This window comes from Streptomyces sp. NRRL S-87, from assembly GCF_000719335.1.
GTDB lineage: Bacteria > Actinomycetota > Actinomycetes > Streptomycetales > Streptomycetaceae > Streptomyces.
In genome coordinates, this window is the sequence record NZ_JOGB01000020.1 from 1 (window position 1) to 15,653 (window position 15,653).

Consider the following 15,653-nt stretch of genomic DNA (forward strand, 5'->3'; position numbering starts at 1 on the left):
CCTCACTGGTCACCGCCGTCGCCGCCGGCACCCGCCCCGGCGACCGGCGCGCGGCCCGACTGGCGGCCGAAGGCGGCCCCGCCCCCCCGGTCCGGCCCACCGGCCGCGACCGGCCGACGGGACCCACCGCACCCCGCACGCCCCTCCCGCCCACGGGCCCGACGGCACACCGGTCGGCACCGGTGGCGGGGGAGCACCCACATCAGCCCCTCGGAGGCAGGTATGAGCGGTCGCCGAAACCTGACGTGGCTCGGGCTGACCCCCGAACCCGAACGCGAACTCCCCCTCGCCGTGGCCACCCTGCGGGACCCCGAGGCACCCCCGGCCGCCGCCGAACGGCGCCGACTCGAGCACCTGGTCCTGCACGGCACCCAACGCGCCTGGCTCCGCTACCTCGCCGAGGTCACCTCACTGGTCACCGCCGTCGCCGCCGGCACCCGCCCCGGCGACCGGCGCGCGGCCCGACTGGCGGCCGAAGTCGTCCTCGACCACCACCGCATGCTGATCGGCCTGCCCGGCCCCGGCTGGGACCGCACGACCTCCGAACGCCGGGCCCTGGAACACGCCCTGTCCCTCCTGCCCGCCTAGGGAACGTCCGGCGGGTTCGGGGCCGGGCTCGCGTGCTCTGGTGCCGCGCCAGGCCCTGCCGTCGTCGGTCGCCGACGTCCCCCAGCCACCGCTGGGACGTGCCGCCGGCACCGCGCCGCCCGGCACCGCGCGTCGCAACCGTCGGCCGCCGCCCGTGCTCCGCAACGGCTCCGTCCGCGGCGCGCGATCCACGGCACCGGGCAGCACCGGACACCTGGGCCGATCCGATCCGATCCGAACGAAACCCACCAGGAAGGGAGTTCCAGCCATGACGACGGTGGTGAAGTCCCTCGTCCCGGACGCCGGCGCGCTGCTCCGCACCGACCCGTACGACGACACTCCGCCCGGAAGCGGCCGGGAACGGCCGCTTGCGGGCCGCTCGGCCGCCGTCACCGACGCCGACGCCGACGAACTGCTCGGGCACATCGCCGCCGCGGACCTGCGCGGCCGGGGCGGGGCCGGGTTCCCGGCGGCCGTCAAGCTGCGTGCCGTCCGCGACGCCGCCGGCCCCGCCGGGCCCGCCCCCGTGGTCGTCGCCAACGGAGAGGAGGGCGAACCGGGTTCGGTCAAGGACCGCTGGCTCATGCGCGCCCGCCCGGACCTCGTGCTCGACGGTCTCGTCCACGCCGCCCGCATCACCCGCGCCGACCGCGGCTACGTCTACGTCTCGGACCCCGATGCCGCCGACCGCGTCCGCGACGCCCTCACGCGCCACCCCCCGCCCCTCCCCGTCGGGATCGTCCTGACCGCCCCCGGCTACGTCGCGGGCGAGGAGAGCGCCGTGGTGCGCCGCATCGAGGGGGGCCCGGCCCTCCCCACCGCCAAGCCCCCGCGCCCGTACGAACACGGCGTCGGCGGCGCCCCCACCCTCGTCGCCAACGTGGAGACGCTGGCCCGGATCGCGGCCGTGGCCGCCCGCCCCGACCTGCGCGGCGCCATCGCCGGCAGCACGCTGCTCACCCTCTCCGGCGGGTCGGCCCCGGCCCTCCTGACCGAGGTGCCGTACGGCGTGCCGCTGCGCGAACTCGCTGCCGCGCAGGGCGTCCCGGACGCCTGGGGCGCCCTGGTCGGCGGGCTCTTCGGCGGGCTGGTCGGACGGACGGGCCTCGACCTGCCGCTGGAGCCGGAGGCGCTGAGTGCCGCGGGCACGGCCGTGGGCTGCGGGGCACTGCGCTTCCTGGGCCCCGACGAGTGCCCCGTCGCCCTCGCCGCCGAGGCCGCCCGCTACCTCGCCGCCGAGAGCAGCCGCCAGTGCGGGGTCTGCGTCTCGGGTACGGCCGCCATCGCCGACGCCCTGCGCGGGCTCACGCTCGGCGAGGCCCCGGCCGACCTCCGCGAGCGCCTGCACCGCTGGTCCACCGGCCTGCACGGCCGCGGGGCCTGCGGCCTGCCGAGCGCGGCGGCCCGGCTCGCCGGCACCGTCGCGACCGCCTTCCCCGCCGCCCTCGACACCCACGAGCACGGCGCCTGCCCCGTCTGCCCGGCCCCCGCCCCGCCCCTCGCCGTCCCCGTCCCGCCCGTCCCCGTCCCGCCCGTCCCCGTCCCGCCCTTTCGCGTCCCGGCCCTCCCCGTGCCGGTCCCGGACCCCGCTCCACCCGGACCCGAGTGGCCCCCAGAGCCCTGAGGCCCCGCCCGCCGGCAGCCTGGCCGACCCGCACCCCGCACCCGGCACCCGCACCCGCAGCCGCCCGCACCCGCATCCCCCGCCCGCCCCCCCCGCTTCCCCGCCCCCGGCGCACGCGTCCCGCAGCCGCAACCGGCCTCCCGCGACCGGCCCTCCCGCACCCCGCCCCCGCCCCCGCAGCCCGCAGCACCCGGCCCGGCCCGGCCCGGGCCCCCGAAAGGACCCGCCATGAAACTCCTCCTCGACTCCACCCGCTGCCAGGGCTACGGCCTGTGCCTGGAGCACGCGCCCGCCCTCGTCGAGCTCGACGAGTGGGGCTACGCCGTCGTCCTCGACATCCCCGTCCCCCTCTCGGAGGAGGACAACGCCAAGGCCTGCGCCGAGGCCTGCCCCAACGCCGCCCTGCGCGTGGTCGGCTGACGTGGCCCGCGACCTCACCGCCCTCTTCGACCCCCGCTCCGTCGCCGTCGTCGGAGCCAGTGACGACCCCGCCAAGTACGGCCACGCGGTGGCCGCGCAGGCCCTGCGCGCGCCCGGCCGCCGTCCCGTCCACCTCGTCAACCGCCGCGGCGGGACCGTGCTCGGCCGCCCCGCCGCCACCTCCCTCCCGCAGCTCGGCGAACCCGTGGACCTGGTCGTGGTCTCCGTACCCGGCCCCGGCTTCGAGGCCGCCGTCGACGACGCCCTGGCCTGCGGGGCCCGCGCGATCGTCGCGATCACCGCCGGCTTCGCCGAGACGGGACCGGCCGGACTGGCCCGCCAGCGCGCGGTCGCCGACCGGGTACGGGCCGCCGGAGCCGTCCTGGTCGGCCCCAACTGCCTCGGCATCGCCGACAACACCACCGAGCTCTACCTCGCCTCCGACGCGTTCGCCCCCGGCGGCGTGGCCCTCCTCAGCCAGAGCGGAAACCTCGCCCTGGAGCTCCAACTGCGCTGCCTACCGCACGGCGTGGGCTTCTCCCGCTTCGTCTCGCTCGGCAACCAGGCCGACGTGACCCTCGTGGACCTGGTCGAGGACTGCGCCCGCCACGACGAGACCCACGCCATCGCCGTGTACGCGGAGGACTTCGGCGACGGGCGCGCGCTGGCCCGCGCCGCCGCGGCGGCGGACAAGCCGGTGGTCCTGCTCAGTGCCGGACGCGGCACCGCCTCGGCGCGCAGCGCCCGGTCCCACACCGGGGCCCTCACCACCTCCGCCGACGTGGTGGCCGCCGCCTGCCGCGACGCGGGCGTCGAACTGGTCGCCACCCCGCGAGAGATGGCCGTCGTGCTCGCCGCCCTGGGGTCCCGGACCAAGGCCCGCGGGACCGCCCGCGGGACCGGCCGCCGCACGGCCGTCTTCACCGACGGCGGCGGCCACGGCGCCATCGCCGCCGACGCCGCCGAGGCCCGGGGCCTCACCGTGCCCGAACTCAGCGCCCCGGTACGAGAATCCCTGCGCCGGGTCCTGTGGGCCCAGTCCTCCGTGGCCAACCCCGTCGACCTCGCCGGGATGGGGGAGCAGGACCCGGACTCGTACGCCCGCACCGTCGCGGCCCTGCTCGACGCGGACGAGGTCGACGCCGTCCTCATGACCGGCTACTTCGGCGGGTACGCGGCCTCCCAGGGCGGCCTCGGAGGCGGTACGGCGGCCCGCACCGGCCCCGGTGCCCCGCAGGCTCCCGCGGGCCCCGCCACCCCGCTCGCGCCCGACGCCCCGGCCCCCGGCACCCTGGCGGCCGGCGAACTGGCGGCCGCCCGCACCCTCGCCGCCCGCCTCGCCACGCCGTGCGCCGCCCCCGGCGACGGCGCGGCCCGCGTCCCCGCCGCCGCCCCCAAGCCGCTGGTCGTGCAGTCCATGTACCCCGACTCGCCGAGCTGCCGCGTGCTCGCCCGGGCCGGCGTACCGGTGTTCGAGGCGACCGAGGACGCCGCGCGGGCCCTGGCCGCCATGACGGCCCCCCGTCCGGCCACCGCCATCGCCCCCCTGCCCGACCCCGCCGTGCCGCTGGGCGACCCCGGCTACCACGGCGTACGGGCCCTGCTGGCCGCCGCCGGGGTGCCCTTCCCCGCCGCCCGCGAGGTGATCGACGAGGCCGGTCTGCTCGCCGCCGCCGACGCGTTCCCGGGCCCGTACGTCCTGAAGGCCCTGCACCTGCTGCACAAGTCCGACGCGGGCGGGGTCGCCCTCCGGCTGCCGGACCGGACGGCCCTCCTGGAGGCCCACCGCGCCATGCACGCCCGGCTCGGCGCCGCCGCGTACTCCGTGGAGGCCATGGCGGACCTCACCGACGGCGTCGAGCTCATCGTCGGCGTCAACCGCGACCCCCGCTTCGGGCCGGTCGCCATGGTCGGCCTCGGCGGGGTGTTCACCGAGGCCCTCCACGACGTGGCGTTCGCCCTCGCCCCCGTGCCGGCCGCGCACGCCGAACGGCTCCTGCGCGGCCTGCGCACGGCGGCGCTCCTGACCGGTGCCCGCGGCCGCCCCCCGGTCGACCTGCGGGCCGCCGCCGAGGCCGTCGCCCTGATCACCGAGGTGGCCGCGGCCCATCCCGAGATCAGCGAACTGGAGGTCAACCCGCTGCTGGCCCGCCCGGACGGGGTCCTCGCCCTCGACGCCCGCGCGGTCCTGGCCCCGCCGCCCGCCGCCCCCTGACGACCGGGCCCCCGGCCCCCGGCCGCTCCAGCCACCCGCGCCACCCGATCCGACGCACCGCCCGACCGCACCGTCCGAGCCCACTCCCAGATCCAGCCCAGTTCCAGCCCAGATCCAGCCCAGATCCACCAGGAGCCGCAATGGACTTCCGCTACACCCCCGCCCAGGCCGACCTCAAGGCCCGTGCCGCCGGCTACGCACGGCTGCTCATGGCCTACGAGAACCAGTCCGAGGAGGCCGGCGGCCCGCTCCCCGCCGACACCGTCCGCGAGCTCACCCGGGCCGCCATGGACGCGGGCGTCTACGCCATCAACATGCCCGCGGAGTGGGGCGGCGCCGGCCTCTCCCTCCTCGACCAGGTCATCGTCGAGGAGGAGTTCGGCAAGGTCACCAACTGCCTCTGGGACATCCCCTGGCGTCCCGCCAACGTGCTGGCGTACGGCACCGAGGCGCAGCGCGAGAAGTACCTGCTGCCGGTGATCCGCGGCGAGCGGTTCGACGCCTTCGCCGTTACGGAGCCGGGTGCCGGGTCCGACCCCGGATCCGGCACCAGCACCGCCACCCGGACCGCAGGCGGCTGGCTGCTCAACGGTGAGAAGTGGTTCGTGACCTGCGGGGACATCGCCGACTTCCTGCTCGTCCAGGCCGACGCCGGCCCCGACCGGGAGGCCACGCTCTTCTTCGTCGACAAGCAGGCCCCCGGGGTGGAGCTGACCCGGGTCCCGCGCTTCATGCACTCCGCGGTCAACGGGCACCCCGAGTTCACGTTCACCGACGTGTTCGTGCCCGACGAGGACGTCCTCGGCGGCGTCGGCAACGGCTACGAGCTGACCCGGGAGTGGTTCACCGACGAGCGGCTGATGATCGCCGCCCGCACGACGGGGGCCGCGGAGCGGGCGCTGGAACTGGCCCGCGACTGGGCCGTCGAGCGGCGCCAGTTCGGCTCCCGGATCGCCGACTTCCAGCTGGTCCAGGGCATGCTCGCGGACTGCGCCGCCGACATCGCGGTGAACCGGGCGTACACCCACCAGGTGGCGTGGGAGGCCGACCAGCCCGGCACGGACCGCAAGACCCTGCACGCCAAGGCCGCCACGGCGAAGCTCGCCGCCAGCGAGGCCGCGGGCCGGGTCGTGGACCGCTGCCTGCAGATCTTCGGCGGGCGCGGTTACGACCGTACGTACGCCGTCGAGCGCATGTACCGCGAGCTCCGTGTGGACCGGATCTGGGAGGGCACGTCCGAGATCCAGCGCCTGATCGTCGCGAACGAACTGGTCAAGCGCGGCACCGGCGCCCTCGCGCTCCCCACCGCCCCCTGACCCGCCCCCTCCCTCCCTCCCTGCCCCGCTCCCGCCCGCCCGCCCACCGGAGCGGACCCCACCGGACCGCACCCACCAGACCGGAGACACAACCCATGGACTTCCGCCTCACCACCCGCCAGCAGCAGCTCAAGGCCACGGCCCGCGAGCTCGCCGCTTTCATCGAGAAGTACGAGCTCGACTGCGAGGAGGCCAACGGCCTGCCCCCCGCGGCCCACACCGAGATCCGCGACGCCGTCCTGGCCAGCGGCCTCCAGGCCGTCAACATGCCCGCCGAATGGGGCGGTGCCGGCCTGACGATCTTCGAGCAGGCCGTGGTCCAGGAGGAGCTCGGCAGGCTCACCGGTGCCCTGTGGGACACCGTCTGGCGCCCGGCCAACGCCCTGCGCCACTGCACCCCCGAGCAGCGCGAGCGCTACCTCGTCCCCGTCATCCGCGGCCACCGCCGCGACTGCTACGCCGTCACCGAGCCCGGGGCCGGCTCCGACCCCCGGAACCTCGCCACCACCGCGACCCGCACCGACCGCGGCTGGGTCGTCAACGGCGAGAAGTGGTTCGTGACCGTCGGCGACCACGCCGACTTCCTCATCGTCCTGGCGGCGGCGGGGGAGGAGCGGGCCCCCACCCTCTTCCTCGTCGACAAGGAGACCCCCGGGGTCGAGATCACCCGGGTGCCGCGCTTCATGCACACCTTCGTCTACGAGCACCCCGAGTTCACGTTCACCGACGTCGAGGTGCCCGAGGACGCCGTCCTCGGCGGCATCGGAGACGGCTACGACATCACCCGCTCCTGGTTCACCGAGGAGCGGCTGATGATCGCCGCCCGCACGACGGGGGCCGCGGAGCGGGCGCTGGAGCTGGCCCGCGACTGGGCCGTCGAGCGGCGCCAGTTCGGCTCCCGGATCGCCGACTTCCAGCTCGTGCAGGGCATGCTGGCGGACTGCGCCGTCGACATCGCGGTGAACCGCGCGTACTTCCACCAGGTGGCGTGGGAGACCGACCAGCCCGACGCCGACCGCAAGACCCTGCACGCGAAGGCGGCCATCGCGAAGCTCTCCGCGAGCGAGGCGGCCGGCCGGGTCGTGGACCGCTGCGTGCAGATCTTCGGCGGGCGCGGCTACGACCGCACGTACGCCGTCGAGCGCCTCTACCGCGAGCTGCGCGTGGACCGGATCTGGGAGGGCACGTCCGAGATCCAGCGCCTGATCGTCGCGGGTGAACTGGTCAAGCGGGGCACGGGCGTGCTGCACCTGCCCACCGCCTGACGGACGGGAGGGCGGCCCCGGCACGACCCGGCCGCCGCCACCACCCCTGCCCGCGGTGACTCATGGGCGAAGATGGTCACCGCGGGTACGGGGTCCGGGCGGCGGGCGGCCCGAGGACACGCGTACCGGCACGGACGGACACGGATGGGGAGTCACGACGTGAGCAAGGCCGAACGCACGCAGGAGACGCGCGAGCGGATCCTCACCGCTGCCTGCGCGGTCATCGCGGAGGTCGGCTTCGAGAAGATCCGCATGCGCATGGTCGCCGAGCGGGCCCAGGTCTCCACCGCGCTGCTGCACTACCACTTCGAGACGCGGGAGAAGCTCTTCGACGAGGCGATGCGGCACTCCTTCCAGCAGACCGGCACCGAGCTGGAGCGGGACGCCGGCTCCGTGCCGGCCGCGGTGACCCTGGCGCGCATCGTGCACAGCATGCTGCCCACGGACGCCGAGCTGCGCCAGGACTGGAAGCTGTGGCAGGAGCTGTGGGTCCGCGCCCTGCGCGACCCCTCGGCCCACGAGCTCACCCTGGACCTCTACGAGCAGCTGCACGTCTGGGTCGCCGAGGCGGTCCGCCGCGGCATCGACGCGGGGGAGTTCACGCCCTGCGACGTCGACGCCGTCAGCACCCTGGTGCTGGCCCTGTGCGACGGCTTCGGCATCCGCCTCATGCTCGCCGACCCCCGCCTGACCGTCGCCGCGGCCGAGGCCGCCATCTGGGGCACCGTGGCCCCGGCCCTGGGCACTCCGGCCGCCTTCCCCGCCCTCTGACGCCGTCGCGAGCCCGAGCCCGAGCCCGAGCCCGAAGCGCGCGGGGCCGTCCGTACGCGGTCAGTCCTGGTCCAGGACCTCGCGGAGGGTCTGGGCGAACGCCTCCGGCTCGCCCTGCTGGCCGTACTCGCCGCCGAGGAAGCCCCCGTGGTCGCCGGGGAAGAGCACCAGGTCCGTTCCCAGCCGCTCCGCGACGGCCGCCGCGGCCCGGGCCGGGAACTGGCCCTCCGACTCCTTGCCCGCCGCCACGACCAGTCGCGTCCGGGCGGCCCGCAGCGCCGCGAAGTCGGGCTCGTACGACGTGCAGCCGCGCATGTTCTGGCCCAGCAGCGGGTCACCGCGCGTGCCGTCGTCCTCGGTCGGCAGGCCGAAGGCGGCCGGGTCCGGCGCCGGCTCGTCACGCCAGTCGGTGGGGAACGGGCCCCGGCGGCTCACCACCGCGAGGAACTTCGCCATCGCGGGCCCCGTCCCCGACCGCAGGTACGTCGCGTGGATGTCGGCGCACACCTCCAGCGCCGCCTCCCGGTCAGGCAGCACCTGGGCGGTGGGCGGCTCGTGCGCCAGGAGGGTGCGGACCAGCTCCGGGTGGGCCGCCACGAGGGCGAGTCCGTTGACCGCGCCGCCGCTGCTCGCGAAGACGTCCACCGGTCCCGCGCCGACCGCCTCGACCACCCGCCGCACGTCCTCGGCGTGCTCGCCGGGCACGTTCTCGGCGACCCCGTCGGTGCGGACGCTGCGGCCGGCACCCCGCGGGTCGTACGTGATCACGGTCCGGTCGGGGAAGTGCGACGCGAGCGTGGTGAACCCCGTGGCGTCCATGGGCGAGCCGATCAGGAGCAGGGCGGGCCGGCCCCCGGCCCCCTCGCCCGCACCCTGGGCGGGGCGCACGTCGTACGTGATCGTCGCGCCGACGGACTCCAGCGTGCGGGTCACCGTCCCGGTCATGGAGGTCATGGTCCTTCTCCTTCGTGCTGCGTGCGGTGCTGTCAAGGGTTGGACCGGCGTCGGGCCCGGAACTCATCGGTGTCCGCGGAGAAAGTTTCGTCCGACGCCCGGCCGCCGGCGCCCGGGGCGGAATCGAGCGCAGAACGGGGGCGGAAACGGGTCCCGGAAACGGCGGCCAAGAACGGGTCCCGGAAACGGCGGGGCGCCGGACCCGAGGGCGGTCTCCCGTCCCCCGGCCCGGCGCCTCGGCCCGTACTCGGTCCGGCGGTCCGCCGGCCCGTGCCCCTACCAGATCGCCCCGACCCACTCCGGGTGGTCGATGAACGGGTTCCGGTTGTGCTGGTAGGTGTCGAAGATGACCTGGTTGCGGCGCTGCTCGAAGGCGTCCGGCGGGTCCAGCTCGTTCCACTGCTTCAGGACGCTGAGGCGGCCGTGCAGCGGGACCGAACCGTTGACGGAGTCGTTGACCTCCAGGTTCGGGTAGCCGTCCTCGCCCTCGTAGCGGACGGCCATGTAGAAGATCATGCGGGCCACGTCGCCCTTGACGGCGTCGCGCGGCTCCCAGGAGTCGGAGTCCGTACGGCTGCCCGGCGCCTCGCTCACCGCGCTGCCGCCCATGTCGAAGTCCTTGTTGCCCCGGGTGCTGTTGACCGTGACGTCCTCGGGACGTATGTGGTGCAGGTCGGTGCCGGGGCCGGCCGAGGTGCCGAAGTCGCCGTGGCTCTGGGCCCAGACGTGCTCGCGGTTCCAGTCGTTGACGCCGCCGCCGTTCGTGGACTTCGACTGCGAGCGGCCGGAGTAGACCAGGATCACGTTGTTCGTGTTGTTGGGGTCCTGGTCCGTGTTCTTCAGGGCGTCCCAGACGGCGCTGTACGAGATCTTGGACTGCGTCTTGATGATGCCGTGCAGCGCGGACTTGAGCGCGGTGCCGGTCTTGCCTTCGGCGGCCGCGTAGTACGAGTCGTACGGTGCCGCGGCGGAGGCCGCGGAGGCCGAGGAGCCCGTCGGCAGCATGAGCGCGACCGCGGCCACGGCGGCACCGGCGGCGGCCCAGCGGCCACGACGGACCGTGCGCAGGGAAGTCATCACGTGGGGGAAACCTTTCGGCAACGCATCGCGCCACCGCAGGATTTGGCGGCGCGTCATGCTCTGGGGAGAGAATCCGGCCACATCGTGTCATCCGAGTCACGAAATTGCGACATGTGCATGACGGGAATCTGCAGGAACGGTGACGCGCGTAGACCGAAATGCCGCATCAGGGGGCGAATTCCGTTCCCCGGGGCCGCCCGCTCCGGCCCGCTTCACCGGAACACCCCATTCCGGTACGGGGGTTGGGGTGGTCCGGCGCGTGCGTCGCTGTACCGCGTCGACGCCCGGCAGGGGCTGACGGGCGTCGACCACGTGGCTCGGCGCGTGGGCGCGCGGGACGCGTTCCCTCCGCGCGGGAGGGCGCCGGGGTCAGGCGTCGCCGGCCGGCGGAGAGGAGACGGGGCGGCGGGCGTAGCAGAAGAGGTGCTCCTCGTCGGCCGCGCCCTTGGGGTGGAACACCGACACCTCCTGGTGGAGCACGTCGAGCCCGCAGTCCTCGCGCAGCCGGCGCACGAACTCCTCGGGGGCGAAGCTGGACACCCGCACCGGGCGCCCCATCCACTCGATCACCACGTCCTCGACGTCGGCCGGCACCGTGGCCGTCACGAGGTAGCCCCCCGGCGCCAACCAGCCCGCCATCCGCTCCAGCGAGGCCGCCGCCTCCGCCCGGGTCATCATCAGCAGCGGGAAGAACGCGCAGACCGCGTCGAAACTCCCGTCCGCGGCGCTGAACTCCCGTACGTCGCACTGCTCGAACCGCGCCCCCGGCACCTGCTCGCGGGCCAGCCCGACCATCTCGCCGGACACGTCGATGCCGGTCACCTCGCAGCCGGCCCGGGCCAGCAGGTCGGCCACCGGCCGCCCGGTGCCGCTGCCGACGTCCAGCACCCGGGCGCCCGCACCCAGCCGTGCCGTCAGCCAGTCGACCGCCGCCAGCTGGCCCGGGAGCTCGCCGAAGGCCTGCTCGTACGCGATGCCCAGCCCGTCGAACAGCTCGGCCGCCGACACCGTCTCCGGGGGCTCCGCCGCCGGGCCACCGCCGACCGGGTCACCGTCCGGCCGTCCGGCCGCCTCAGGTCCCACCGAGTCCCAGCCGCCGACGCCCGTGCCGCCGGTCCCGCCGCCCGCCTCTTCGCCGCCCATCGCGGCCTCCTCCCTCGTACCGGGCCCGGACCACCCCGGCCCGCGGGTCAACTACCCACCCGGCACAACGCCCTCACCGGCTCCGGGAGGCGTGGTCCCGGGCCCGCGCCACCCGCTCGGCGGAGGCGTACGCGGCCTCGGGGGCCGGCGGCCGCGGCAGCCAGCGGGCCAACGGCAGGGCGGCGGCGCCCAGGACGAAGCCGTAGCAGGCCACCAGACCGTGCCCGTTGTCCTGGGCCGCCCACAGCGCCAGGCCCGCGGCCGGCACCGCCACCGCCAGCAGCCGGTCCTTCGTCGCGGCCGAGGTCAGCAGCAGCCCCGCCGCGAGGGTCGCGCCCAGGAAGTACGTCGCACCCGAACTGCCCGCGAAGTTCCGCGGATCGGTGCTGGGCGCGGTCTCACCGAACAGCGCGTCGATCCGCTGCGGCAGCAGGACGCCCGCGGCGAACAGGGCCACCGCCGGCGGGCCGCCCCAGAACCACTCCGCCAGCGCCCCGACCACCGCGAGCGTGATGATGTTCCACAGGGCCCCGAACAGCCCGCCGTTCTGCATGAACACGGCCGTCACCACGCGCCACCAGCCGCTCTTGCGTGGATCGCCGTCCAGGGCGTCCATCGCCCCGGCCCAGCACAGCTGGACCACGACCGCGCCGACTGCCACCACGGTCAGGCCGACCGCCACCCAGGGCACCGGACGCCGCCGTACCGTGTCCTCGCCGATCAGGCACACTCCGGCCCTGAACGTCAGCACCATCAGTGCCGCAGTGGTCAGGTTGAACACTATGGCGTCCACGCAGATCGTCCCCCGTCAGAAAGGGCCCTGGTCACGGGCCGGCGATCACCCTAGTCCAGGGCGCGGCCGGCACGGCGCGGGAATTTCGGCAGCCGGCCCGGGCCCGGTCTGCCGCCGAACCGCCCCTTTGTACGCCCCCGTCACCGGCTCCCCGTCCCTTAGGGTGACCGCTGGGGCGATCCGTACGGCGCGGGCGCGACCACCACGAGAACGGGGGCACTCGGTGGAGTCTCTGCGGCCCGGTGACCCGACGGACATCGGCGGGTACCGCCTGCTGGCACGGCTCGGTGAGGGCGGGATGGGGGAGGTGTTCCTGGCCCGGACCGCGTCCGGCCGTCCACTGGCCCTCAAGACCGTGCACCGCGAGCTGAGCCTGGAACCCGGGTTCGCCGAGCGGTTCGCGCGGGAGATACGCACCAACGACCGCGTCCGCTCCCCGTGGACGGTCTCCGTCGTGGACTTCAGCCCGCCCGGCGCGACGCCCCAGTGGCTGGCCACGGAGTACGTCGCCGCGCCCTCGCTGGCCGACTGGGTCCGCCAGGACGGGCCGCTGCCCGAGCAGGCCCTGCGCCGGCTGGCCCTCGAGCTGTCGGCCGCCCTCGTGGCCGTCGACGCGGTCGGCGTGGTGCACCGCGACATCAAGCCGGCCAACGTCCTGCTCGGCCCCGAACGGCCCTTCCTCATCGACTTCGGCATCGCCCGGGCCGTCCGCGACGCGCGCCGCACGCAGACGGGCACCGTCATCGGCACCCCCGGCTACCTCGCCCCCGAGCAGGCGACCGGAGCCGTGGCGGGGGCACCGGCCGACGTGTTCTCGCTGGCCGCGGTGCTCGTGTACGCGGCGACCGGCCGAGGCCCGTTCGTCGGCCCCGAGGAGGAGCTGGGCCTGCCGGCCCTCCTGTACCGGATCGTCCACGACGAGCCCGTCCTCGACGGCGTACCGGAATCGGTCGCGCCCCTGGTGGCGCAGTGCCTCGCCAAGGACCCGGAGCAGCGCCCGACCGCCGAGGAGGTACGGGCCCGGCTCGCGGCCGCCGAGCCGGAGTGGCCCGACGCCGTGCCCGCGGCGCTGCTCGCGGAGACCACCCGCCGCGAGGCGGACCTGCGCACCCGCCTCGCCGCCGGCGACCCGCAGCCCCCGCCCGCCGACGCGCCGGGCGCCGTGCCGCCGCCCGCCACGACGCCACCCGCCCCCGGTCCGTACGCCCCGCCCCACCTGCCCACCGCGCCCGGTACGCCGCCCCCCGCCACCCCCCGCCCCGGCACGGACGCGATCGGTACCCGGCCGGTGACCGGGCGGCCCGGGCGCACCGGAGCACCGCACCGGACCAAGGCGATCACCGCGGTCGTCGGAGTCACCGTCCTCGCGGCCGCCGTGGCCCTCCTGGTCCGGTACGCGGGGAGCGCCGACGACCACGGGGACAAGGCCTCGCCCCCCGCCTCGCACACGCCGACCACGACCCCCGCCACCGGACCCGCCCCGGCCACCGCGAAGGCCCTCCCCGCGTCCTGGGTCGGTGCCTGGACCGGAACGGGCCCCGGGACGCCCGACGCCGACGGCATCTCCCGGGCCAGGACGAAGGACTTCAAGGTCACCGTCACGTTCCGCGCCGGCGTGGTGGGCGAGGTCGTGGGCAGCCAGGTCAGTGACCTCCGGGAGGTCACCACCGGCCGGAACCTCGGCTGCACCGAGGCCCTCGAACTGCGCCAGATCAACGGCGGCACCGCTGTCCTCGCCGCCGTGACCAGCCACCCCACCGACCGCTCGTCCACCCTCACCTGCCCGTCGGGGAACCAGTACGTCGTGACCATGTCCGCCGCCGACCGCCTCACCCTGGAGGCGGAAGGAGCCCAATCGGCCGGCGCGCCCGACACCCTCACGCGCCGCCGCTGAGGGCGACGGGCCCGCGGACCCGCGGGCCCGAAGCCCGATCCCGACCAGCTGCCGGCCGTCCCGGTCCCGTCCCGGTCCCGTCCCGGTCTCCCGTCCGTCCCGGAACCGGGGCCGCCTCCGTCGGATCCCCTTCCCACGTGCCGCGGGAAGCGTCCCGGCCGTCCCGGCCATCCCAGCGGCCCCACCCACCGAGGCCGCCCGTCCCGCCGCCCGTCCCCGCCTCCGTCCCGGCGGTGCGGTACGGCCCAGGGCAGGACCGGGTCCACGTACCGCCCCCGGCCCGGCCCCGTCCCCGTCGGCGTCCCACGGCTCGCTCTGCCGCCGCGAGAAAACGCAGGTCAGCGGTTTGGGACGGGGAGTGCTCCGGGAGGGACGACCCGTCAGGTCACCTGGGACGCCGCCGTGTTGTCCCGCCGATCCCGGCTGTGGAACAGTCCTGATCGCTGCGCACCGGGCCGGCCGAGCCGCCCGGTGCAGCGCCCCCCTCCCCGCTCTCCGCGGACCCCCGCCCCCCGGGTGCCGCGGTCGTCGCGGTCGTCGTGGTCCGCGACCGGGGAGGGGCGGCGCCCGCAGACCGGCACCGTCGACCACCGGCAGCCGGAACCCTTCGGCAGCCGCCCGCGGCCGCCGTTCCGATCACCGATCCCGCCCGCCCACACCACCCAGGAGCAGCACCACCATGCGCAAGCTCGCCGCCCTCGGCACCACCGCCCTGCTCGTCGGCCTCGGTTTCGCCACCGCACCGGTGGCCACCGCCGCCCAGCCCGGCGGCGTCTGCTCCAACTACTCGACCGAGGAGCCGATGCTCGAGTACGGCGACACCGGCCCCGCGGTCCGGGCCCTCCAGTGCGAGCTGAACCGCAGCATCCGCTGGGCCAACCTCGAGGTGGACGGGATCTTCGGCCAGAAGACCTACAACGCGGTGGTCCAGTTCCAGGGCAAGGACTGCATGGACGTCTCCGTGGACGGGATCGTCGGCCCGGTCACCTGGAACCTGCTGGACCGCTGGAGCAACGCCAGCCGCTACATCTGCTGACCCCGGCCGCCGAGCGACCGAACGCCCCTCCGCTCTGCGACCACCGAACCTCCACTCCACTCTCCGAACAAGGGAACCTCTCATGATGAAGAAGCTCGCCGTCGTGGCCGCCGGTGCCGCGCTCCTCGCCGTCGTCGCCCCCGCCTCCTCCGCCTCCGCCGCCACCGAGCTCGCCAACTGCGGGAGGTTTTCCACCCAGGAGCCGGTGCTCCGCTACGGGGCCACCGGCCCGGCGGTCAAGGCCCTGCAGTGCGAGCTGAGCAGCGCGATCTACGGCATGGACCTCGAGTTCGACGGCATCTTCGGGCAGAAGACGTACAACGCCGTGATCAAGTTCCAGGGCCGCGAATGCGCCAACATCGACGTGGACGGCGTCGTCGGGCCGATCACCTGGGCGCAGCTGGACCGTTGGAACAACAACTCCCACTTCGCCTGCTGATCCGCCCGACCGGGCCCCGGCCGCTCCACCTCCCTGCCGCACCCCCGGGTACGTGTACGTCGACGGCGCCGCGGGCCGCCCCGCCTGCGGGGCCCCGCCGCACCCCCCCCGGCGG

Annotated in this window: 14 protein-coding genes; 10 read left to right on the forward strand and 4 right to left on the reverse strand. The window is 75.6% G+C overall.

The window, feature by feature from the left end:
• Positions 1 to 222: 222 nt before the first annotated feature.
• The 7 genes from IF43_RS0114705 to IF43_RS0114735 all read left to right on the forward strand — a co-directional run bounded on the left by IF43_RS0114705 (position 223) and on the right by IF43_RS0114735 (position 8,199).
• A complete protein-coding gene (locus IF43_RS0114705; RefSeq protein WP_030199813.1) occupies positions 223 to 588 on the forward strand; it encodes a hypothetical protein in 366 nt (121 codons plus the stop codon).
• 268 nt (positions 589 to 856) lie between these two features.
• Positions 857 to 2,212 carry an NADH-ubiquinone oxidoreductase-F iron-sulfur binding region domain-containing protein gene (locus tag IF43_RS36450; RefSeq protein WP_051795334.1) on the forward strand — a complete coding sequence of 452 codons (1,356 nt, stop codon included), beginning with the start codon at positions 857 to 859 and terminating at the stop codon, positions 2,210 to 2,212.
• Positions 2,213 to 2,440: 228 nt separating this feature from the next.
• The gene (locus IF43_RS0114715; protein WP_030199814.1) at positions 2,441 to 2,632 is read left to right on the forward strand and encodes a ferredoxin; all 192 of its coding nucleotides are present in this window, start codon (positions 2,441 to 2,443) and stop codon (positions 2,630 to 2,632) included.
• Position 2,633: 1 nt separating this feature from the next.
• Positions 2,634 to 4,847, forward strand: coding sequence for an acetate--CoA ligase family protein (locus IF43_RS0114720; RefSeq protein ID WP_030199817.1), 2,214 nt, complete (start codon positions 2,634 to 2,636; stop codon positions 4,845 to 4,847).
• A 140-nt stretch (positions 4,848 to 4,987) separates the two neighbouring features.
• The gene (locus tag IF43_RS0114725) at positions 4,988 to 6,163 is read left to right on the forward strand and encodes an acyl-CoA dehydrogenase family protein (protein ID WP_030199820.1); all 1,176 of its coding nucleotides are present in this window, start codon (positions 4,988 to 4,990) and stop codon (positions 6,161 to 6,163) included.
• Positions 6,164 to 6,258: 95 nt separating this feature from the next.
• The gene (locus IF43_RS0114730) at positions 6,259 to 7,428 is read left to right on the forward strand and encodes an acyl-CoA dehydrogenase family protein (RefSeq protein ID WP_030199824.1); all 1,170 of its coding nucleotides are present in this window, start codon (positions 6,259 to 6,261) and stop codon (positions 7,426 to 7,428) included.
• Positions 7,429 to 7,587: 159 nt separating this feature from the next.
• Complete coding sequence (locus IF43_RS0114735; RefSeq protein WP_030199825.1) at positions 7,588 to 8,199, forward strand: TetR/AcrR family transcriptional regulator; 612 nt, start codon at positions 7,588 to 7,590, stop codon at positions 8,197 to 8,199.
• A 60-nt stretch (positions 8,200 to 8,259) separates the two neighbouring features.
• Here the strand turns inward: IF43_RS0114735 and IF43_RS0114740 are convergent, their stop codons facing one another.
• From IF43_RS0114740 to IF43_RS0114755, 4 genes are all read right to left on the reverse strand, one after another.
• Positions 8,260 to 9,153: an alpha/beta fold hydrolase gene (locus IF43_RS0114740; protein ID WP_107048488.1), complete on the reverse strand. Its 894-nt coding sequence runs from the start codon at positions 9,151 to 9,153 to the stop codon at positions 8,260 to 8,262.
• 276 nt (positions 9,154 to 9,429) lie between these two features.
• Positions 9,430 to 10,230, reverse strand: a complete 801-nt coding sequence (locus IF43_RS0114745; protein ID WP_030199827.1) for an endonuclease I family protein — start codon at positions 10,228 to 10,230, stop codon at positions 9,430 to 9,432.
• A gap of 372 nt (positions 10,231 to 10,602) precedes the next feature.
• Entirely contained in the window at positions 10,603 to 11,376 is a 774-nt protein-coding gene (locus IF43_RS0114750; RefSeq protein WP_078910166.1) for a class I SAM-dependent methyltransferase, read from the reverse strand.
• A 73-nt stretch (positions 11,377 to 11,449) separates the two neighbouring features.
• A complete protein-coding gene (locus IF43_RS0114755) occupies positions 11,450 to 12,169 on the reverse strand; it encodes a hypothetical protein (protein WP_234332164.1) in 720 nt (239 codons plus the stop codon).
• Between the two features lie 223 nt (positions 12,170 to 12,392).
• On the opposite strand from IF43_RS0114755, the gene IF43_RS0114760 reads away from it, so the two are divergent.
• From IF43_RS0114760 to IF43_RS0114770, 3 genes are all read left to right on the forward strand, one after another.
• Positions 12,393 to 14,063 (forward strand): serine/threonine-protein kinase, encoded by a 1,671-nt coding sequence (locus IF43_RS0114760; RefSeq protein WP_051795337.1) that lies wholly within the window; start codon positions 12,393 to 12,395, stop codon positions 14,061 to 14,063.
• A 679-nt stretch (positions 14,064 to 14,742) separates the two neighbouring features.
• The gene (locus IF43_RS38040) at positions 14,743 to 15,099 is read left to right on the forward strand and encodes a peptidoglycan-binding protein (protein WP_051795340.1); all 357 of its coding nucleotides are present in this window, start codon (positions 14,743 to 14,745) and stop codon (positions 15,097 to 15,099) included.
• 82 nt (positions 15,100 to 15,181) lie between these two features.
• Positions 15,182 to 15,538, forward strand: a complete 357-nt coding sequence (locus tag IF43_RS0114770; RefSeq protein WP_051795342.1) for a peptidoglycan-binding protein — start codon at positions 15,182 to 15,184, stop codon at positions 15,536 to 15,538.
• Positions 15,539 to 15,653 lie beyond the last annotated feature (115 nt).